Origin of the sequence: Arthrobacter sp. SAFR-023 (assembly GCF_051965295.1) — a bacterium.
Lineage (GTDB): Bacteria > Actinomycetota > Actinomycetes > Actinomycetales > Micrococcaceae > Arthrobacter.
Genome location: NZ_JBQCMF010000015.1, coordinates 65,272 through 84,562 on the forward strand (window position 1 = coordinate 65,272; position 19,291 = coordinate 84,562).

Consider the following 19,291-nt stretch of genomic DNA (forward strand, 5'->3'; position numbering starts at 1 on the left):
CTCGGGGCATGTCAGGACTTGGGGGAACACGGCAGGCACGGATACTTTTGGCAGGCCTGCTCGTATCCGGCAGCATGGCCGGCTGCGAGTACGCAACCGAACGAGACACACCGACGGACGCCGTGTCACCAGCTACCCGCCGCCCGCCGCAGCCGGCAGACGATCCCGCGCTCGCTGCCCGCATCGCCAGCAACCGAACCAAACTGGACCAACTCCTTGGCAGCGCACCGGCCACCGGGCTCGTCCTGGCCGACTCCGTACTTGTCGGCGGCGGGCAGTCCATGGGCTCTTCCAAGACCGGACAGGTACCGGCGGCCGGGCAGTACACAGTCACCTTCGCGTGCGTTGGCGCCCCGGACGCGCAGCTGTCGGTCAGCCAGGCGAATCAGGGGGACCCTGAGATCGTGGAGACTGCGTTCGACTGCGGCGAGGTCTCAGAGCACGCGGCCAAACTGGAGCGCGGCCCAATCCAGGCGCGTTTGCTGCGGCTCGAGTCCGGTCACCCCTCCGGCGCCGTGGCGGGCTTTCGGATCACGTCCCGCGGCCGCTGATAGGCGTAAGCTATCAGAGCCCCGCCGGGCCTCCGCCACGAAGGGAAGGGCCAGGTCCGGGCCAAACGAACGGACCGGGCCAAACGAACGGACCGGAGAAGGAGCTGGCGTGGACACCCGGAAGCTGAAGTATTTCCTGGCGGTGGTTGACCACGACGGATTCAACCGCGCGGCAGAACACCTGCTCATCGCCCAGCCGTCCCTGTCCCAGACCATCGCCAGCCTGGAAAAGGACCTGGGCGTGCCGCTGTTCCACCGCATCGGGCGAAGGGCTGTCCTCAGCGAGGCCGGAAAGGAATTGGTAGGCCCCGCCCGGCTGGTGATGCGGGATCTGGACGCGGCCCAGTCCGCCGTTCAGTCGCTTCGCGGCCTGCGGAGCGGCCGCCTGGACATCATCACCATGCCCTCCCCCGGCATCGAGCCGCTGACATCCATGACCGCCGAGTTCACCAGGCTGCACCCGGAGGTCCGCCTCAACGTCAGCGCCGCCTTCACTCCGGAGGAGGTGGTCGAGTCGGTCCGCAGCGGCAGCACCGAAATCGGCCTGGCCGGATCCTCGAGTCCCATCCGCGTCCCCGGAGTCAACGTCCTGGACCTGGAACGCCAGCCGCTCATCCTCATCGTCAACCCCCACGCCGACACGTTCACCGCCGGGAGCACCATCCAGCGGGAGGACCTCGACGGGCACCGGCTGATCGCCAGCCAGCGCGGATCACTGATGCGGTGGCTCGTGGACGACGCCCTTGCCCATGGCGTCAAAGCAGAAATCGTCGTCGAAGTGGCGCACCGGACCTCGATCCTTCCCCTGGTGCTGGCGGGCGTCGGACATGCCGTCATGCCATCGTCCTGGGCGCCGACGGCACACAAGGCCGGACTGCGGACCGTTCAGATCGAACCCGTTTCCCATCTGGACGTGGCCATCCTGAGCCGGAAGGACGGCCTGACGCCCGCTGCCCATGCCTTCCTGAAAGTTGCTGAGCTGCACGTGGTCAAGGAACCGGACGCCGACCGGACGCTGGAACGATAGGCAGAACCTATCTGCCGTATCGAAACTAAGTCTTGGACGCGAACAGCCGCCGGACCGTCTACTTGAAGAGGAAGAAAACAGTGTGACCCCGCTAACAGGGCCACGCTGCCAACAAACTCAACGAGGAGGTCGGCACATGAGCGCCACCCAGAAATTCAGCATCGCTTCAATCCCCGCAGACGGCGTCGGCAAGGAAGTTGTCTCCGCCGGCCGCCGCGTCCTGGACGCCCTGGCAGAGAACTCCGGGGGCAAGTTCGCCTTCGACTGGACCGAGTTCCCCTGGGGCTGCGGCTACTACGAAAAGACCGGCCAGATGATGGACCCCAACGGCCTGGACGCCCTGAAGGACTTCGACGCCATCTACTTCGGCGCCGTCGGCTGGGAAAACGTCCCGGACCACATCAGCCTGTGGGGCCTGCGCCTGAACATCACCCAGAACTTCGACCAGTGGGCCAACATCCGCCCGGTCAAGTTCCTCCCGGGTGTCGAGTCCCCGCTCCGCAAGGCGGACAACACCGAACTCGACTGGATCGTGGTCCGCGAGAACAGCGAAGGCGAGTACGCGGGCCTCGGCGGCCGGAACCTCAGCGGCCGCGGCCCCGGCAACGAAGTGGCCCTGCAGACCGCGCTGTTCACCGAGAAGGGCTGCGAGCGCATCATGCGCTTCGCCTTCGACCTGGCCCGGACCCGGACGGTAAAGAAGGTTTCCTCGGTCACCAAGTCCAACGCCCAGCAGTACGGCATGGTCCTTTGGGATGAAGTCTTCAACCGCGTGGCCCTGGACTACCCCGACGTACAGACCGAAAGCGTCCTGGTGGACGCCATGAGCGCGAAGTTCATCCTCAAGCCCGAGGACCTCTCCGTCGTCGTGGCCTCGAACCTGAACGCGGACATCCTGTCCGACCTGGGCTCGGCACTGGCCGGCAGCCTGGGCCTGGCCGCCAGCGCCAACCTGAACCCCGAGCGCCGCTTCCCGTCCATGTTCGAACCGGTCCACGGCTCCGCCCCGGACATCGCCGGCAAGGGCATCAGCAACCCGATCGGCGCGATCGCCAGCGCCGCGCTGATGCTGGACCATTTCGGCCTGCACGAGGAAGCCCGCAAGGTGGAGGCCGCCATCGAGCAGACCACCGGCGCCGGATACCTGACCCGCGACATCGGCGGCGACGCCAACACCGAGGACGTCACCGAGGCGATCATCAAGGCCCTGACCAGCACGCTGGCAACCGTCTAGCCACAACACCTCCCGCGCCCGGCCCGCCGAGCGCACAAACCAGCACCGGGACGGGCGGCGAGGTAACTAACTCCCGCCCGTCCCGCACATTCATTCTTCAAGACATCTCCAGCGACATTCCACAATGAGGTAGGAATCATGGACCACATCACCACCGCCGGCCAGGCAGCCCCTGCCCGCAAAACCCGCTGGTACAGGCAGCTGTACTTCTGGGTACTGACCGCCATTCTCATCGGCATCCTGGTCGGCTGGCTCGCGCCGTCCACGGGCATCGCCATGGAACCCATCGGCACCACGTTCGTGAACTCGATGAAGATGCTCATCGGCCCCATCGTGTTCCTCACGATCGTGGGCGGCATCGCCAGCGTCGCCGACCTGAAGAAGGTCGGCATGACAGGCCTGAAGGCCCTGACCTACTTCCAGATCGGCACGATCTGCGCCATGGTCTTTGGCCTGGTCGCCATCAACGTCTTCCGCCTCGGTGACGGGGTCAACGCCGACGCGTCCACCATCAAGACCTCCGAGTCCGCCGCGAAGCTCATCGACGCCGGCGCGCACCAGGAATGGTGGCAGTTCCTCACCCACATCATTCCCAACAGCATCGTTGGCCCGTTCGTTGAGGGCGACATCCTGCAGATCATCTTCATCGCCGTCGTCTTCGGCATCGCCCTGAACGCCATGGGCAAGGTCGGCGCCCCCGTCCTGGACGGCGTGCAGCGCCTCACCGGTGTCATGTTCAAGATCCTGAGCTTCATCATGAAGGCCGCCCCGCTCGGCGCATTCGGCGCGATGGCGTTCGCTGTCGGCAAGTACGGCGTGTCCTCGCTGACCAGCATGGGCGGACTCATCGCCCTGTTCTACGTCACCTCCATCCTGTTCATCGTGGTGGTTCTCGGCTCGGTCATGGCGTTCCTGAAGCTGAACATCTTCACGATGATCCGGCACCTCAAAGAGGAATACATGCTCATCCTGGGCACCTCCACCGCCGAACCGGCCCTGCCCGGCCTGATGCGCAAGCTCGAGCACGCCGGCGTGAAGAAGGAAACCGTCGGCCTCGTCGTTCCCACCGGCTACAGCTTCAACCTCGACGGCGCCGCCATCTACCTCTCCCTGGCAGCCCTCTACATCGCCCAGGCAACCAACACCGACCTGACCATCGGGCAGCAGCTGGGCCTGCTCGCCGTCATGCTGCTCACCTCCAAGGGCGCAGCAGGCGTCGCCGGCGGCGGCTTCATCGCCCTCACCGCAACCCTGACCACCATCGGCACCATCCCGGCCGCCGGCATCATGCTCATCTTCGGCATCGACAAGTTCATGTCTGAATGCCGGGCCATCGTGAACTTCACCGGCAACGCCGTCGCCACCCTCTTCATTGCCTGGTGGGACCGGACCCTCGACGCCGACCGCGCCCGCCGCGTCTTCGCCGGAGAAACCGTCGAGCCGATGCCCGCTGAGGATCCCGTGCACGTCGACGACGTCACCGACATCGACGACGACCTGACCGAATACGGCCACCACTCACCCAGGCAGCACCCTGACGGCGAAAATTCGACACCCCGGCACGTAGCCGACGCCGAACGCTCACCGTTCGCTGATCGCCGCCCCGCCTACTCGGAAAACGTCTGACATGACCAGCACCCCCGCCCCGCAGACCGTGCGGACCCTCATCGCCCCCGACAAGTTCAAAGGCAGCCTCACCGCGGCCGAAGTCGCGCAGGCGCTGGCCGCCGGGCTCCGCTCGGCAGCTTATGTGCCCGGTACGGCCGGAGCGGTCCGGTGCGAACTGCTTCCCCTGGCCGACGGCGGCGACGGCAGCGTCGACGCCGCCGTCGCCGCAGGCTTCACCCGCCGCAGCTACACGGTGGCCGGCCCCACCGGCCAGCCCGTCCAGGCCAGCATCGCGTTCGACGGCTCCACCGCAGTGGTCGAGGTCGCCAACACCTGTGGACTGGCACTCCTGCCGGAAGGCAAGCTGGCGGCGCTGAACGCCTCCAGCCGAGGTTTCGGCGAAGCCGTCCTGTTTGCCCTCAGCCTTCGTCCTGCGAGGATCGTCCTGGCTCTGGGCGGAAGCGCCAGCACCGACGGCGGCATGGGAATGCTCACCGCCCTGGGCTACCGCTTCCTCGATGCCAACGGGCGGCGGCTGGACGGCAACGGCAGGACCCTGGGCCGGATCCGCTCCATCCACCCCGCGGTTCTGCCGGAACTCGCGGATACAGACCTCATCGTGGCCAGCGATGTGCACAATCCGCTGCTCGGTCCCACCGGTGCCCCCGCCGTCTTCGGACCGCAGAAAGGCGCCGGGTCCACGGAGATCGCGGCCCTCGACGCCGGCCTGGCGCACCTCGTGGCCAAACTGTCAGAGGCAGGCGTTCCCCAGGCCGGGGCCCTGGCAGGGCACGAAGGGGCCGGAAGCGCCGGAGGACTCGGCTACGCCTGCCTGCTGCTCGGGGCAAGGCAGGTGTCAGGTGCCGATTACTTCCTTGACCTGCTGAACTTCAACGCCCGCAAGGACAGCTGCGACGTCGTCATCACCGGCGAAGGCAGCATCGACGAACAGACCCTGGCCGGCAAGCTTCCCGCCGCCGTCGCCCGCCGGTCGGGCGGCCGCCCGATCATCGCGGTGGCCGGACGGTCGCTGCTCCCGCAGGAGCGCTGGTCCGAGATGTCCTTGGACCGGGTCTACACCCTGGCCGACTACACGGACCAGGACTCCTCCAAAGACCCCGAACTGTCCGCCGCACTGCTGCACCGGATCGGACAGGACATAGCAGCGGGACTTCGGCAGCGAAGCACTGGCCATCCGGCCTCCTGACGGATGGCCGCAAGCAGAAAGAAAGGCCCCGCCGCTGCGGGGCCTTTCTTTGCTGTGCCTATGCATTCTCGCGGATGCGGTCACGCCCACGGTCAGCGGTTTCCTCCAGCCGGGCGAGGTAGGCCCACATCCTGCTTTCCTCTGCCTGCACCTGGGGTTCGGGGGTCTCGGCCGGCCTTGCTTCCGGGCGTCCCTCGGCCTCCTTGGCCGCTTCCTTCCTGTAGTTCCGCCATCCTTCACACGATGAATAGCACATCACCGACCTCCTAACAGTTGGTGTACTTTTATCGTCCTCCCATTGCCGGGCAGTGTCGATTGCCGTTCAGTGTCGATCACCGGCCAGTGCCGGTTGGCAGGCAGTGTGGATGGCTTGAGGTCGCCCCGTCCCACCCTGCTCAGGTCAGCCTCTGCCGGACGATATCGCTCACCGCCTTGCCGTCGAAACGGCCTGCCACCCGGGCCGTCACCGGCTTCATCACGGCGCCCATGTGCCGCACGGACAGCTCCGTGCCGTCCGCCCGCAAACCTTCGATGACCTCGTCCACGATGCCCTCCACCTCGGGTGCGGTGAGGGCCTTCGGCAGGTAGGCCTCAATAACCTCTGCCTCGGCGACTTCCGCGGCGGCCCGCTCCGTTTCCCCCGCTTCGGTGTATATGCGGGCGGTGTCGCGCCGTTTCGCCGCCTCCTTCTGCAGCAATGCCGTCACCTGCGTGTCGTCGAGCGCCACCGGCGTCTTGCCCGACTTCTCCCGGGTCTCGATCTCGCCCAGGACACTACGCACGGTGCCCAGGGCCACCTTATTGTGCTCCTTCAGGTGTGCTACGACGTCCCCGTGCAGGCGTTCTTTCAGCGTGGCCATGACTTCCTTCTCTCGACAGGGTGTGTACCTCAATCGTGGACCCGCTGGCCTGCAGCGACTAGGACACAGCAATGCCCAGGACCCCGCATCGCGCAGAAACCCGCGCTGCAAGGGACCGGTACCGCCCAGGATCAGGTGTTGCCGCGTGTCCTTCCCCGCTGCCACGGTCTTCGCACATATGTTCTATGTATGGAAGAGGAACATCCCGGGGAGCTTGCCGGGCAGATGTCGATCAATGAGCTCCTGATCGCGATGGGCGAAGCCCCCGTGGAAAGCATGCTGCATTTGGTGGTCCCTGACGACGCCTCATCGCTGATGGAGGATCCGCCAACCCTGCCCGGGCTGTGACCCGGACCCGAAAGGCATTCCCCTGTAGCCTTGATTCCTATGGTTTATGTGCAACTCCCCGGCCCATCCCTGCCCGAACAATGGTGGGACCGGGTGGCTGCCGGATTCACCCAGACCGCTATTCCAGCGGTCTCCGTCACCGAGCTCCTGGCGGTCGTGCTCATCGCGGCGGCGCTGTCCGTTCCCAATGCCACATGGCGATATTTCGGCCTGCTCGCCACGGTGACCCATGAACTGGGGCACGCCTTTGCCGCACTGACCAGCGGCCAGCGGCTGGGCGGCATCCGGCTGCAGCTGAATCACGGCGGGACCACCACGTCCTATACCCGCGGGCGCGCCGCCGCCGTGTGGTCAGGATTCTGGGGCTATCCAGTTCCCGGAGTGACCGGCGCCGCCCTGGTGTGGGCGGGCTTCAGTGGTTGGGGCCCGGCCGCCATGTCTGCCGGACTGCTGATCCTGCTGGCGTCACTGCTCTTCATCCGCAACGCCGCCGGCGTGCTCATCCTCCTTGGGGCGGTGGTGGCGGTGGCGGCCATGATCATCAATGTGCCCGCCGCGTTCACCGGCCACGTGGCTATCATTCTTGGCGTCGCACTTCTCGTTGCTGCCGTCCGGGACCTGCTCAAGCTGACGAATGTCCACCTCCGCCGCCGCGACCAGCTGCGGTCCTCCGACGCCTACATCCTCTACCGCGCCACCGCAGTGCCCTCCGGCGTCTGGATCGTCCTCTTCTCCCTGGTGGTGGCGGCCTGCTGGCTGGTTGCCTGGCAGCCGATGTCGCGGGTCTTTGGAGCGGCAACATAGTCTGGAACCATGAGTGAGAAGACCAGCACAGTCGAAGCACACGGCGGGGGACGCCACGCGGGGGAACCCCAACGCACCGAATTTCACAGCGCCGAGCCCCGCAGCAAAGAACCACACAGCAAAGAACCACACAGCACCAAGGGCGCGTACGTCACCGGCGGCGAGTTCAACCGGGACACCAACTACATCGAGGACCGCATCACCCGGGACGGCACACCCGGCCAAAACGGTGAACCAGGCTGGCCCGTGGAACCGGGGCGCTACCGGCTGATTGCCGCGCGGGCATGCCCGTGGGCCAACCGCACCGTCATCGTCCGCAGGCTCCTGGGGCTCGAGGACGTCATCAGCCTCGGCCAGCCCGGCCCCACCCACGATTCCCGGTCCTGGACCTTTGACCTGGACGCCGGTGGCAAGGACCCCGTGCTGGGCATCGAGCGGCTGCAGCAGGCATACTTCCGGCGCTTCCCGGACTACCCCCGCGGCATCACAGTTCCTGCTGTGGTGGACATCGCCAGCGGCGCGGTGGTGACCAACAACTACCCCCAGATCACGCTGGACTTCTCCACGGAATGGACCGCGTTCCACCGGACGGGCGCGCCGCAGCTGTACCCGGAACACCTGCGCGGGGAAATCGACAGTGTTAACAAGCGGGTTTTCACCGAGGTCAACAACGGTGTTTACAGGTGTGGCTTCGCTGGGTCCCAGGAGGCTTATGATGCCGCCTACACCCGTCTGTGGAACGTGATGGACTGGCTCGAGGAACGGCTCAGCGGCCAGAGATACCTGGTGGGCGAGTCCATTACCGAGGCGGACGTCCGGCTCTTCACCACCCTCGCGCGCTTCGATGCCGTGTACCACGGCCACTTCAAGTGCAACCGGAACAAGCTCAGCGAAATGCCGGCGCTGTGGGGTTACGCCCGGGACCTGTTCCAAACGCCCGGCTTCGGGGACACCATCGACTTCGTGCAGATCAAGCAGCACTACTACATAGTGCACGAGGACATTAACCCCACGCAGATCGTTCCCGCGGGCCCGGAGCTGTCCGGCTGGCTGACCCCCCATGGCAGGGAGTCCCTGGGCGGGAGCCCCTTCGGCGACGGCACACCTCCCGGCCCGGTGAAGGCGGGCGAGGAAGTGGCCGCCGGCCACGGAGCCGGATAGCGCCGCGCGCGGGGCCCGATGAGCACCTCGAAACAGCACCAGGCAGCTGCCCGTGATCCCCTGCCGCGCAGGGTCTGGCGGTCAGTGTCCACCAGGGTTGCCCGCGCCCTCGCCGCGCCGCGCCTTCAACTTGCCGCCAAGGCGGGTCTTGCGGCGGGTATCGCGTTCTGGGTGGCACCCTTCATGCCCGGGGCCGCCGCCCACTACGCGTATTACGCCCCGCTCGGCGCCCTGGTGGTGATGTACGAGAACGTGTCCGGTTCGATGCGTCAGGGTCTCCAGACCCTGGTGGGACTGGGTGCGGGCATCGCCCTGGCATTTCTCCTGCTCAGTTTCGGCGCCACGCCACTCAGCGTGGCAGTGGTCATGGCATTCGGCGTGCTGCTCGCGGGGCTTCCGCGCCTGGGCGCGGGCCGGGACTGGATTCCGACGGCGGCCCTGCTGGTGCTGCTGGTGGGCAGGCAGAACCCGGACGACTTCTCCTACGGCTACCTGCTGCAGATGGGCGTGGGCGTGGTGGTCGGCGTCGCCGTCAACCTGCTGGTCTTTCCACCGCTGCATTTCAACGCCGCCGCCCTGAGCCTCGCGGAGCTCCGGTTGTCGCTCGCACGCCAGCTGCACGATATGGGGACGGCCATGCACGAACAATGGCCTCCGGAACATGAGGACTGGTCGCGCCGGTCCGAGGACCTGGCGCAGTCAGCCCGCTCCGTACGGGCAGCGGTGCAGAAGGCGGACGCCAGCCGGGAGGCCAATCCGCGGCGCCGCTTCCATCCGCGCGACGTGGACAAGGACTACCAGAGCGTCCGCGACCTTGAGCAGATCACCTTCCACATCCAGGACATGACCGAGGTGCTTGCCGACGTCATCTGGAGCGAGGACATGCCCTTCACTATCCCCCTGCCCTACAGCGAACCGCTTGCGGAGGCCCTTACTGCCGTGGGTGAGGTGCTCCGTTCGGCAGAGGAGGACGACGCCGAACGACAGGTGGAGCTGTTCCAGGCAGCCCATGCGGCGGTCGCCTCGCTCGAAGACCGCACCGCCGCCGAAGGCAACGGGGCCGGCACCCCGAGCGCGGCAGGATCAATCCTGCTTAGCCTGCACCGCATCCTTCGGGTCGCCAACCCCAACGGCACGTAGCCCCGGCTGCACCCGCGCGGGCTGAGGCATTCCCGTGCTAGAGCGCCGCCACCGACCCGCTGAAGTGCTTGCGGCCGGACCGCGGACTCCAGGCCACGTAGCCGGACCGCAGCCAGCCGCCGTCCCCGGCCTCCGCCGTCGAAATGTCCAGCGCCACCCGTGCGGGAAGGAAAACCGGGGCCTCGAACGCCACCTCCCAGCGGAACGCGTCGCCTTTGGCCGCGCCCACGTCCGCCAGCGCCCGCGACGCCAGGTACATGCCGTGGGCGATGGACCGGCGCAGGCCCAGTGCCTTGGCGGAAAGCACACTCAGGTGGATCGGGTTGAAGTCCCCGGACACGGCAGCGTAGGCACGGCCGGTGTCCACGCCGAGCTGCCAGAGGGCCGTAGGGTCCGGAGCCGAAAAATCCTTTGGCGCGACTGCCGCCGAGGCCTTGTCGATGCCGGGCAGGAACACGCCCTTGGCCAGGTAGGTGGACACTCCGCTCCAGCAGATGTCGCCGCCACCGGAAGCGCGTACCTCCGCCACGATGTCCAGCTGTGTTCCGGCGCGGTGTGCGCGAAGCCTTTCCGCCCTGGCCACAATGTCCAGCGGTTCCGTGAACCTGACCGGCCTGCGGTACTCAATCACGTTCCGCAGATGGATCATCCCCAGCAGTGGCAGCGGGAAGTCCTCGCGGTTCATGACGCTCATGGCCACGGGGAACGCCAGGGCATGGATGAACCCTGCCGGCAGCACGTCACTGGCAGTCTCACCCAGCAGGTGCTGGTACGCCGTGAGGTTTTCGACGTCGGGACGGACGTCCCGGACTTCGTGGCTCACGGCGGGCAGCACGACGGCGGCATGTGAGCCCAGGATCCGGCGGCGCGCCGCCGTGGCCGCCGCGTTCACATACAGCTTGGAGAGGGACGGCATTTCTCCCAGGATGCGGGGCTGGGCGCCGGTCATGCCCCCACCAGGTTTTGTCCGCACACCCTCAGTACCTGTCCGGAAACGCCTCCTGCGGAATCGCCGGCGAGGAAGGAAATAGCCTCGGCGACGTCCTCCGGCCGCCCGCCCTGCTGCAGGGAATTCAGCCGCCGGGCAATCTCCCGGGTGGCGAAGGGAATCCGGGCGGTCATCTCTGTTTCGATGAAGCCAGGCGCCACGGCATTGATCGAACCTCCGTATTCCGCAAGCAGCGGCGCGGTGGCCCTGACCATGCCCATCACCCCGCCCTTGGATGCCGCATAGTTGGTCTGTCCGCGGTTGCCGGCAATGCCGCTCGTGGAGGCAACCGAAACGATGCGCGGCGCGGAACGGAAGTGCTCGGAGGCCAGGAGCGCGTCGTTGATGCGCAGCTGGGCGGCGATGTTCACATTGATGACCGAACCCCAGCGGGGCTGGTCCATGTTGACCAGCAGCTTGTCCCGGGTGATGCCGGCATTGTGGACCACGACGTCGAGCCGGCCGTGGCGCTGCACGGCATGGTCAATGATTCGTTGCCCGGCATCGTCGCGGGTGATGTCCAGCTGCAGCGCGGTCCCGCGGATGCTGTTAGCGACCTCCGCCAGGTGGTCCCCGGCCGCGGGAACGTCCACCGCCACCACGGTGGCGCCGTCGCGGTGCAGTGTCCGGGCGATGGCGGCCCCGATCCCCCGGGCCGCGCCGGTCACCACGGCGACCTTTCCCGCAAGCGGTGCGTCGGCGTCGTCGGGCACCCTGCCCTCCGCGGAACTGACGCGGACGAACTGGCCGTCCACGAACGCTGACCGGCCGGACAGGAAGAAGCGCAGGGCGCCCAGGGCTGACGGGGCGGTGGGACTGATGTCTTCTTCCAGGAGGATGCCGTTGCCGGTGGCGCCCGCGCGCAGTTCCTTGGCCAGGGAACGCAGCAGCCCGTCCACGCCTTGCCTGGCGGCGGCGATGGCCGGCGTTCCGCCGGGGACGCGCGAGACAGTCACCACGCGTCCGCCGGGGGCAAGATCACGAAGTGACGGCGCTGCCGCCAGGACCGGCTGCTCCAGGTCGGCAGGCGCTTCGACGTCATCAAGGACCAGCACGATTCCGCCAAGCTTTTCCTTGGGAACAGTGTGGCGGCGGACGTCGAGGCCCCAAGAAAGCAGCGCCGCCGCGATCCCGTCTGCGCCTGGTCCGGAGCCGCCCACCAGGACTGGTCCGTCGATCAGCGGCTGGCCCGGCTGGTAGCGCCGAAGCTCAGTCGGCTGCGGCAAGCCGAGCTTCCGGGCCAGGTCCCTTCCGAGGCCGTGGCTGACCAGCTTTGCGTAGGTGTCAGTCATGGATGTCCCCCAGGGTGTTGCCTTCCGTGTACGCCTCAAGCAGCGCGACGACGCCCTGGCCGCCGGCGGCACAGACGGACACGAGCCCCAGTGCGGGGCGCCCGCCGGAAGTGCCCTTTTCATGCAGAATTTTAGCCAGCGTGGCCACGATGCGGCCGCCGGTGGCAGCAAACGGGTGCCCGGCGGCCAGCGACGAGCCGTTGACGTTCAGCCTGGAGCGGTCAACCTTGCCGAAGGCACCATCGAGCCCGAGGCGCTCGCGGCCGAACTTGTCGTCCTCCCAGGCGGCGAGGGTGCTCAGCACCGTCCCGGCAAAGGCTTCGTGGATCTCGAAGAAGTCGATGTCATCCAGGGTGAGGCCGTTGCGTGCCAGCAGGCGCGGGACTGCGAACACCGGCGCCATGAGCAGCCCGTCCTTGCCGTGGACGAAATCGACGGCGGCTGCCTCGCCGTCCAGGACGGTGGCGAGCTTGGGCAGGTCGTGCGCGTCCGCCCAGTCCTCCGAAGCGAGCAGCACCGTGGAGGCGCCGTCCGTCAGCGGCGTGGAGTTGCCGGCCGTCATGGTGGCTTCGGAGCCCAGGTTCCGGCCGAATACGGGCTTCAGCGACGCCAGCTTCTCGGGGCTCGTGTCCGGCCTGAGGTTGGAGTCCCGGGTGAGACCGCGGTAGGGCGTGAGGAGATCATCGAAGAACCCGGCATCGTAGGCGGCCGCGAGGTTCCGGTGGCTATTGAGGGCGAGCTCGTCCTGCGCCTCACGGGAGATGTTCCACTGGGCCGTGGTCAGGGCCTGGTGCTCACCCATCGACAGTCCGGTCCTGGGCTCGCCGGTATTCGGCGCGTCCGGGGCGAGGTCCTTGGGGCGGAGCCGGGCCAGGATCTGAAGCCGCTGCGGGAGTGTCTTGGCGCGGCTGAGGTCCAGCAGCACCTCGCGCAGGCCTTCGCTGACGGCAATGGGGGCATCGGAGGCGGAGTCCACGCCGCCCGCGATGGCCGAGTCCAGCTGGCCGAGCCTGATCTTGTTGGCCAGGCCCAATACTGTTTCCAGGCCGGTGGCGCAGGCCTGCTGGAGATCGTAGGCGGGAGTTTCCGGTGACAGCGCCGAGCCGAGGACTGCTTCACGCGTCAGGTTGAAGTCCCGGGAATGCTTGAGGACGGCGCCCGCGGCCACCTCGCCGATGCGCTCCTCCTGCAGGCCGAAGCGGGCGATCAGGCCGTCCAGGGCTGCGGTGAGCATGTCCTGGTTGGATGACTTGGTGTACGCACCGCCCGTCCGGGCGAACGGGATCCTGTTGCCGCCGACCACCACGGCCTTCCGCACGGTTTGAGGCTGTCCATCCACGGGCATGTGCTATCTCCTTTGATCCGGCTGATTATCGATACCCAGCGTACCTGATACGCTGGGTATCGTGAACATGACTTCTCCGCCCGCGGCTCCGGACTCCTCCTCAGAACCTGTGGACGGCCGCGCCTCGCGCTGGCAGGGGCACCGCGAAGAACGCCGGCGGGAACTCATCAAGGCTGCCCGGCGGGCGGTGCACATGCTCGGCAGCGACGCCTCCATGGAGGACATTGCCGCGGCGGCCGGCACGTCGAAGTCCGTGTTCTACCGGTACTTCGGAGACAAGGCCGGGCTGCAGCAGGCGGTGGGCGAAGTGGTGCTGGGACAGATGCAGCAGCGCATCAGGGAGGCGGCGCAAAGCGCGCAGACACCCCGCGAGGGCTTGTTCGCCATGGTCTCGGCCTACCTCCAGATGGCTGAAACCAGCCCCAACGTCTACATCTTTGTGACGCGATACTCCGCTGCGGAGTCCGACGGCGGTCCCACCACCATTACGACGGCCGGTGCCCTGGGCCACTTCTTTGAGGCCATTGCAGACATGATTGCCACGCCCATGCGCACTCATCTCGGCGAAGGCAGGGAGTCCGTGATCGGCTACTGGCCCAACGCCGCTATCGGCTTGGTCCGCAACGCCGGCGAGCAGTGGCTGGCCAGCCCGGACTCCCCCGCCAAGCCGGACCAGGAAACCATGGCGCGGCAGATCACCGACTGGCTGTGTGTCGGCATCGCGCCGGAACTCAGGGACATTCAGTAGCACCGAAACCTGCCAGAAGCAACGAGGGACCAGTACCAACGAAGGGATCGACATGACTGAAGTAGCGGACCGCCCGGCGGGCACCACCCATGCAGCAGCAGCCGGGATGGCAGGCCCATCGCCCGCCGTCGACGTCGCTGCCCTGGGTGAGCTGTTGCTGGGCCGGTGGGCCGACGTCCGCCGGCAGGCGCGTGAGCTGGCGGCCCGCGAGGAGCTGCACAAGGCGGAAGGGCTTACGCACACGGAGCACCGTCAGCGCACCTTCGGCCAGCTGAAGCACCTGGTGGACTGCGGCGCCGTGCACCGCGCCTTCCCTGCTAGCTTCGGCGGATCCGACGACCACGGCGGCAACATCGCCGGATTCGAGGAACTGGTCACCGCTGACCCGTCCCTGCAGATCAAAGCCGGTGTGCAGTGGGGCCTGTTCGGCTCGGCCGTGATGCATTTGGGCACGGCGGAGCACCACCGGAAGTGGCTGCCCGGCATCATGAACCTGGACATCCCGGGCTGCTTCGCCATGACCGAGACCGGACACGGTTCGGACGTCGCCAGCATCGCCACCACGGCAACCTACGATCCGGACGCGCAGGAGTTCGTGATCCACACCCCGTTCCGTGCCGCCTGGAAGGACTACATCGGCAACGCGGCCGTCGACGGGCTCGGTGCCGTGGTGTTCGCCCAGCTCGTGACACGCGGGGTCAACCACGGCGTGCACGCGTTCTACGTGGACCTGCGCGACCCCGTCAGCAAGGCGTTCCTGCCGGGGATCGGCGGCGAGGACGACGGCGTCAAGGGCGGGCTCAACGGCATCGACAACGGCCGGCTGCACTTCAACCATGTCCGTGTGCCCCGCACCAACCTGCTCAACCGCTACGGCGATGTGGATGCCGAAGGCAACTACAGCTCGCCCATCGCGAGCCCCGGACGCCGGTTCTTCACCATGCTCGGCACGCTGGTGCAGGGCCGCGTGAGCCTGGACGGTGCCGCCGTCGCCGCGTCCAAGCTCGCCCTGAAGACCGCCATCACCTACGCAACCGAACGGCGGCAGTTCAACGCCTCATCCCCCGTCGAGGAAGAGGTGCTGCTGGACTACCAGCGGCACCAGCGCCGGCTCTTCACCCGGCTGGCCACCACGTACGCCGCGGGCTTCGCTCATGATCAGCTGCTCGAAAAGCTGGACGACGTCTTTTCCGGCGCCCATGATTCCGACGAGGACCGCCAGGACTTGGAAACCCTCGCTGCGGCGCTGAAGCCGCTAAGCACCTGGCACGCACTGGATACGCTGCAGGAATGCCGGGAAGCCTGCGGCGGAGCCGGGTTCCTGATCGAGAACCGCTTCGCCTCGCTCCGCGCTGACCTGGACGTTTACGTCACGTTCGAAGGCGACAACACCGTCCTGCTGCAGCTCGTGGCCAAGCGGCTGCTGGCCGACTATGCCAAGGAATTCCGCAGCGCCACCTTCGGCGTGCTGGCACGCTATGTGGTGAACCAAGCAGCCGGTACCGCCGTCCACCGCACGGGCCTGCGCCAGGTGGCACAGTTTGTGGCTGACACCGGCTCCGTCCAGAAGGCCGCCATTGCCCTCCGCGACGAGGAAAGCCAACGTGCCCTGCTCACCGACCGCGTCCAGACGATGGTTGCCGAAGCGGCCGCTGCCCTCAGGGGGGCCAACCGGCTTCCGCAGCGCGAGGCGTCAGCGGTGTTCAACCAGCACCAGGACGAGCTCATCGACGCCGCCCGGGCACACGCCGAACTCCTGCAGTGGGAAGCCTTCACCGAGGCGCTGGACAAAGTCACGGATCCCGGAACCAGGACTGTGCTGACCTGGCTACGGGATCTTTTTGGGCTATCCCTCATCGAGGACAACCTCTCCTGGTACCTGATGAACGGCAGGCTCTCGATGCAGCGCGCACGGACGGTAGGCGGTTACATAAACCGGCTCCTGGTCAAGCTGCGCCCGCATGCGCTGGACCTTGTGGATGCCTTCGGCTACGGCCCGGCGCACCTCCGCGCCGCCATCGCCACCGGCGCCGAAAAGGTCCGCCAGGACGAGGCACGGGATTACTACCGCGTCCAGCGTGCCAGCGGAACAGCCCCCGTGCCGGAGAAGTCGCTGCGCTCCCCAACCGCTCCCTAACCTCGCAAGCTCGGCCAGGGGACCCTGCGGTCGTGGGCCCAAACCGCCAATAAGTCCAATGCCCGACGGCGACGCTCCCCTTTCCGGAGACCGTCGCCGTCGTTGTTTGCCTTTGCGTGAGGCTAGCTGAGGACTGACCGGTAGACGTCCAGCGTGGTCTGGGTGATGGACTCCCAGGAGAAGTGCTCCTCGGCGCGCTTGCGGCCGGCCCGGCCCATTTCGCGTGCACGCGACGGGTCGGACACAACCTCGGTCAGGGCCGCGGCGAATTCAGTGACGAACTTCTCCGGATCCAGCGGCGTGCCCGTACCGTCGGTCACCTGCTCGAGCTCCACCAGCAGGCCGGTCTCGCCGTGGTTGACCACCTCGGGGATGCCGCCGGTTGCACTGGCCACCACGGCAGCACCGCAGGCCATCGCTTCCAGGTTCACGATGCCGAGCGGTTCGTAGATGGAGGGGCAGGCGAAAGCGGTGGCGTGGCTCAGCACCTGGATCAGCTCATTGCGGGGAAGCATGCGCTCGATCAGCACCACGCCGCTGCGCTGGCTCTGCAGCTCCTCGATCAGGCGGGCGGTCTCCGCTGCGAGTTCCGGCGTATCCGCCGCGCCGAGGCAGAGGACCAGCTGGACGTCCGCGGGGAGCTTCGCGGCGGCCCGCAACAGGTACGGGACACCCTTCTGCCGGGTGTTGCGCCCAACGAACACCACGCTGGGGCGGGCGGGGTCGATGCCCAGGGTTCGGATGACGTCATCGTTTTCGTCACGGTTCCACAGGCTGACGTCGATGCCGTTGTGCACCACCTTGACCTTCTCCGGGTCAACCTCCGGGTAGCTGCGCAGGATGTCCTGGCGCATGCCCTCGGACACGGCGATGATTGCGGCAGCCGCCTCATAGGCGGTCTTCTCCACCCACGAGGACAGCGCGTAACCGCCGCCCAACTGCTCAGCCTTCCAGGGCCGCAGCGGTTCCAGGCTGTGAGCGCTGAGCACATGCGGGATGCCGTGCAGCAGCGACGCCAGGTGGCCGGCCATGTTGGCGTACCACGTGTGCGAGTGCACCAGGTCCGCGCCGGCAACGTCCGGAACAATTCGCAGGTCCACGCCGAGTGTCTGCACGGCGGCGTTCGCCGCACCCAGATCCTCGGGCACCGAGTAGGACGTCACGGCGGCGCCATGGTAGTCGGCATCCCGGGGCGCGCCAAAAGCGCGCACCTGAAGGTCGACATGCTGGGCCAGGACCCGGCTCAGCTCGGCCACGTGGACGCCCGCGCCCCCATAGATTTCCGGCGGAAACTCTTTAGTCACAATGTCTATTCGCACGTTACCCAAGGTAGTCGTTACGGTTGAACTGTTCTAGTGTGAAGAAAGTCCGGACAAACCGGATTTTTTGGGGAGATACGAAGGCGTACAGGAGCGACCATGCCGTCAACTAAGAAAGTCCTGGCCATAGTCCTCGCCGGGGGCGAGGGAAACCGACTCATGCCGCTGACGGCAGATAGGGCCAAACCTGCTGTGCCGTTTGCCGGCAGTTACCGGCTCATCGATTTCGCGCTGTCCAACCTCGTCAACTCCCGGTACCTCCAGATCGTGGTCCTGACGCAGTACAAGTCGCACAGCCTTGACCGCCACATCTCCGAGACGTGGCGAATGTCCACGCAGCTCGGCAACTATGTCGCGTCCGTTCCGGCCCAGCAGCGCGTGGGCAAGAGCTGGTTCCTCGGCAGCGCCAATGCGATCTACCAGTCCCTGAACCTGATCCACGACGCCAACCCCGACATCGTCGTCGTGGTGGGCGCGGACCACGTTTACCGCATGGACTTCTTCCAGATGGTCGAACAGCATGTCAAGAGCGGCGCCAAGGCCACCGTGGCGGCCGTCCGCCAGCCCCTCAACATGGCCGACCAGTTCGGCGTTATCGAAGTCGATCCGGAAGATCCCCAGAAGATCGCCGCATTCGTGGAGAAGCCCGCATCCACGCCCGGGCTGGCCGCTGATCCCACCCAGTTCCTGGCCTCCATGGGCAACTACGTCTTCGACGCCGACGCCCTGGTGGACGCCCTCCACGTCGACGCCGAACGGCTGGACACCAAGCACGACATGGGCGGGGACATCATCCCCTACTTCGTCAACCAGGGTCAGGCCGGCGTCTACGACTTCACCCTCAACGACATTCCGGGCTCCACAGAACGGGACCGGACCTATTGGCGTGACGTAGGGACCATCGACTCCTTCTACGACGCCCACATGGACCTGATCTCGCCGCTGCCGGTGTTCAATCTGTACAACTCCGAGTGGCCCATCTACACCCGCCAGAGCATTTCCCCGCCCGCCAAGTTCGTCCGCGGTGACAACAACACCGTGGGAACGGCCCTTGATTCAATCGTGGCCAGCGGCGTGGTCATCTCCGGCGGAATCGTGGAAGGGTCTGTGCTGTCCAACGACGTCTACATCGGCTCTGCCAGCCGTGTCATCGACTCAGTGCTCATGGACAAGGTTCAGATCGGCAAGGGCGCCGTGGTGCGCCGGGCCATCATCGACAAGAACGTCAAGGTCCCCGCGGGAGCGGCCATCGGCCTGGACCCGGACCTCGACCGCGCCCGCGGCTTCAAGGTGACGGATTCTGGCATCACGGTCCTCTCCAAGCACCAGATCGTGCCGGAACCCGACGACGCCGAGCGTGCGCTGTCCGCGGCGAACCTGCACCTGGTTCCGGACGCCGTGAAGGCTGCAACGGAGAACTGGCCCGAGATCCGCAGCTCGGTCGAACACGTGGGCAAGGTTCAGGCCGCCGCCGCTGGTGTTAACTCCCCGCAGCAGGCCGTCCGTTCCTGATCCCCTGTTC

General features: G+C 66.8%; 18 protein-coding genes. 12 read left to right on the top strand and 6 right to left on the bottom strand.

The annotated features are described in order from the left end of the window. Nucleotides 1-8 precede the first annotated feature (8 nt). The 5 genes from ACTHQX_RS16300 to ACTHQX_RS16320 all read left to right on the top strand — a co-directional run bounded on the left by ACTHQX_RS16300 (nt 9) and on the right by ACTHQX_RS16320 (nt 5,627). Nucleotides 9-551, top strand: coding sequence for a hypothetical protein (locus ACTHQX_RS16300; protein ID WP_440158493.1), 543 nt, complete (start codon nt 9-11; stop codon nt 549-551). Nucleotides 552-660: 109 nt separating this feature from the next. After that, nucleotides 661-1,578 (top strand): LysR family transcriptional regulator, encoded by a 918-nt coding sequence (locus ACTHQX_RS16305; protein ID WP_236803369.1) that lies wholly within the window; start codon nt 661-663, stop codon nt 1,576-1,578. 136 nt (nt 1,579-1,714) lie between these two features. After that, on the top strand, nt 1,715-2,812 hold the full coding sequence (locus tag ACTHQX_RS16310) for a tartrate dehydrogenase (RefSeq protein ID WP_236803368.1): 1,098 nt from the start codon (nt 1,715-1,717) through the stop codon (nt 2,810-2,812). A gap of 138 nt (nt 2,813-2,950) precedes the next feature. After that, nucleotides 2,951-4,438 carry a C4-dicarboxylate transporter DctA gene (dctA, locus tag ACTHQX_RS16315; protein WP_236803367.1) on the top strand — a complete coding sequence of 496 codons (1,488 nt, stop codon included), beginning with the start codon at nt 2,951-2,953 and terminating at the stop codon, nt 4,436-4,438. A 1-nt stretch (nt 4,439) separates the two neighbouring features. After that, a complete protein-coding gene (locus tag ACTHQX_RS16320) occupies nt 4,440-5,627 on the top strand; it encodes a glycerate kinase (RefSeq protein ID WP_440158496.1) in 1,188 nt (395 codons plus the stop codon). Between the two features lie 58 nt (nt 5,628-5,685). Here ACTHQX_RS16320 and ACTHQX_RS16325 read toward each other — a convergent pair whose 3' ends face one another. Then, the gene (locus tag ACTHQX_RS16325) at nt 5,686-5,883 is read right to left on the bottom strand and encodes a hypothetical protein (protein ID WP_236803365.1); all 198 of its coding nucleotides are present in this window, start codon (nt 5,881-5,883) and stop codon (nt 5,686-5,688) included. 139 nt (nt 5,884-6,022) lie between these two features. Further along, nucleotides 6,023-6,487, bottom strand: a complete 465-nt coding sequence (locus ACTHQX_RS16330) for a GatB/YqeY domain-containing protein (RefSeq protein ID WP_236803364.1) — start codon at nt 6,485-6,487, stop codon at nt 6,023-6,025. Between the two features lie 189 nt (nt 6,488-6,676). Between ACTHQX_RS16330 and ACTHQX_RS16335 the strand changes: the two genes are divergently transcribed. Genes ACTHQX_RS16335 through ACTHQX_RS16350 form a run of 4 tightly spaced genes read left to right on the top strand, consistent with a single transcriptional unit; the run spans nt 6,677 to nt 9,940 of the window. Further along, nucleotides 6,677-6,835, top strand: a complete 159-nt coding sequence (locus ACTHQX_RS16335; protein WP_190243154.1) for a hypothetical protein — start codon at nt 6,677-6,679, stop codon at nt 6,833-6,835. A gap of 39 nt (nt 6,836-6,874) precedes the next feature. Beyond that, entirely contained in the window at nt 6,875-7,639 is a 765-nt protein-coding gene (locus tag ACTHQX_RS16340; protein ID WP_236803363.1) for a M50 family metallopeptidase, read from the top strand. A 9-nt stretch (nt 7,640-7,648) separates the two neighbouring features. After that, complete coding sequence (locus tag ACTHQX_RS16345) at nt 7,649-8,800, top strand: glutathione S-transferase family protein (protein ID WP_440158497.1); 1,152 nt, start codon at nt 7,649-7,651, stop codon at nt 8,798-8,800. 18 nt (nt 8,801-8,818) lie between these two features. Then, entirely contained in the window at nt 8,819-9,940 is a 1,122-nt protein-coding gene (locus ACTHQX_RS16350; protein ID WP_440158498.1) for an FUSC family protein, read from the top strand. Between the two features lie 37 nt (nt 9,941-9,977). Here the strand turns inward: ACTHQX_RS16350 and ACTHQX_RS16355 are convergent, their stop codons facing one another. From ACTHQX_RS16355 to ACTHQX_RS16365, 3 genes are read right to left on the bottom strand one after another with little or no spacing between them, the layout of a single operon-like run. Beyond that, the gene (locus ACTHQX_RS16355) at nt 9,978-10,889 is read right to left on the bottom strand and encodes a MaoC/PaaZ C-terminal domain-containing protein (protein ID WP_236803361.1); all 912 of its coding nucleotides are present in this window, start codon (nt 10,887-10,889) and stop codon (nt 9,978-9,980) included. After that, on the bottom strand, nt 10,886-12,220 hold the full coding sequence (locus ACTHQX_RS16360; protein ID WP_236803360.1) for a 3-oxoacyl-ACP reductase: 1,335 nt from the start codon (nt 12,218-12,220) through the stop codon (nt 10,886-10,888). Before ACTHQX_RS16360 ends, ACTHQX_RS16355 begins: the two co-directional genes overlap by 4 nt. After that, the gene (locus tag ACTHQX_RS16365) at nt 12,213-13,565 is read right to left on the bottom strand and encodes an acetyl-CoA C-acetyltransferase (RefSeq protein WP_236803359.1); all 1,353 of its coding nucleotides are present in this window, start codon (nt 13,563-13,565) and stop codon (nt 12,213-12,215) included. The genes ACTHQX_RS16360 and ACTHQX_RS16365 overlap by 8 nt, the downstream gene beginning before the upstream one ends. A gap of 67 nt (nt 13,566-13,632) precedes the next feature. Here ACTHQX_RS16365 and ACTHQX_RS16370 point away from each other — a divergent pair, with 67 nt between their 5' ends. Both ACTHQX_RS16370 and ACTHQX_RS16375 read left to right on the top strand, forming a co-directional pair. Then, nucleotides 13,633-14,313 carry a TetR/AcrR family transcriptional regulator gene (locus tag ACTHQX_RS16370; RefSeq protein WP_236803358.1) on the top strand — a complete coding sequence of 227 codons (681 nt, stop codon included), beginning with the start codon at nt 13,633-13,635 and terminating at the stop codon, nt 14,311-14,313. A gap of 52 nt (nt 14,314-14,365) precedes the next feature. Further along, nucleotides 14,366-16,450, top strand: coding sequence for an acyl-CoA dehydrogenase family protein (locus ACTHQX_RS16375; protein ID WP_236803357.1), 2,085 nt, complete (start codon nt 14,366-14,368; stop codon nt 16,448-16,450). 122 nt (nt 16,451-16,572) lie between these two features. Here ACTHQX_RS16375 and glgA read toward each other — a convergent pair whose 3' ends face one another. Then, the gene (gene glgA / locus ACTHQX_RS16380) at nt 16,573-17,769 is read right to left on the bottom strand and encodes a glycogen synthase (RefSeq protein WP_236803356.1); all 1,197 of its coding nucleotides are present in this window, start codon (nt 17,767-17,769) and stop codon (nt 16,573-16,575) included. Between the two features lie 99 nt (nt 17,770-17,868). Between glgA and glgC the strand changes: the two genes are divergently transcribed. Next, a complete protein-coding gene (gene glgC, locus ACTHQX_RS16385) occupies nt 17,869-19,281 on the top strand; it encodes a glucose-1-phosphate adenylyltransferase (protein WP_236803355.1) in 1,413 nt (470 codons plus the stop codon). Nucleotides 19,282-19,291: the final 10 nt, after the last annotated feature.

What these genes read in the sequence shown, in the direction of transcription:
- ACTHQX_RS16300 (WP_440158493.1), top strand. Translation starts at nt 9, where the DNA reads ATGTCAGGACTTGGGGGAACACGGCAGGCACGGATACTTTTGGCAGGC.
- ACTHQX_RS16310 (WP_236803368.1), top strand. Translation starts at nt 1,715, where the DNA reads ATGAGCGCCACCCAGAAATTCAGCATCGCTTCAATCCCCGCAGACGGC.
- dctA (WP_236803367.1), top strand. Translation starts at nt 2,951, where the DNA reads ATGGACCACATCACCACCGCCGGCCAGGCAGCCCCTGCCCGCAAAACC.
- ACTHQX_RS16320 (WP_440158496.1), top strand. Translation starts at nt 4,440, where the DNA reads ATGACCAGCACCCCCGCCCCGCAGACCGTGCGGACCCTCATCGCCCCC.
- ACTHQX_RS16325 (WP_236803365.1), bottom strand. Translation starts at nt 5,883, where the DNA reads ATGTGCTATTCATCGTGTGAAGGATGGCGGAACTACAGGAAGGAAGCG.
- ACTHQX_RS16330 (WP_236803364.1), bottom strand. Translation starts at nt 6,487, where the DNA reads ATGGCCACGCTGAAAGAACGCCTGCACGGGGACGTCGTAGCACACCTG.
- ACTHQX_RS16335 (WP_190243154.1), top strand. Translation starts at nt 6,677, where the DNA reads ATGGAAGAGGAACATCCCGGGGAGCTTGCCGGGCAGATGTCGATCAAT.
- ACTHQX_RS16340 (WP_236803363.1), top strand. Translation starts at nt 6,875, where the DNA reads ATGGTTTATGTGCAACTCCCCGGCCCATCCCTGCCCGAACAATGGTGG.
- ACTHQX_RS16345 (WP_440158497.1), top strand. Translation starts at nt 7,649, where the DNA reads ATGAGTGAGAAGACCAGCACAGTCGAAGCACACGGCGGGGGACGCCAC.
- ACTHQX_RS16350 (WP_440158498.1), top strand. Translation starts at nt 8,819, where the DNA reads ATGAGCACCTCGAAACAGCACCAGGCAGCTGCCCGTGATCCCCTGCCG.
- ACTHQX_RS16355 (WP_236803361.1), bottom strand. Translation starts at nt 10,889, where the DNA reads ATGACCGGCGCCCAGCCCCGCATCCTGGGAGAAATGCCGTCCCTCTCC.
- ACTHQX_RS16360 (WP_236803360.1), bottom strand. Translation starts at nt 12,220, where the DNA reads ATGACTGACACCTACGCAAAGCTGGTCAGCCACGGCCTCGGAAGGGAC.
- ACTHQX_RS16365 (WP_236803359.1), bottom strand. Translation starts at nt 13,565, where the DNA reads ATGCCCGTGGATGGACAGCCTCAAACCGTGCGGAAGGCCGTGGTGGTC.
- ACTHQX_RS16370 (WP_236803358.1), top strand. Translation starts at nt 13,633, where the DNA reads ATGACTTCTCCGCCCGCGGCTCCGGACTCCTCCTCAGAACCTGTGGAC.
- ACTHQX_RS16375 (WP_236803357.1), top strand. Translation starts at nt 14,366, where the DNA reads ATGACTGAAGTAGCGGACCGCCCGGCGGGCACCACCCATGCAGCAGCA.
- glgC (WP_236803355.1), top strand. Translation starts at nt 17,869, where the DNA reads ATGCCGTCAACTAAGAAAGTCCTGGCCATAGTCCTCGCCGGGGGCGAG.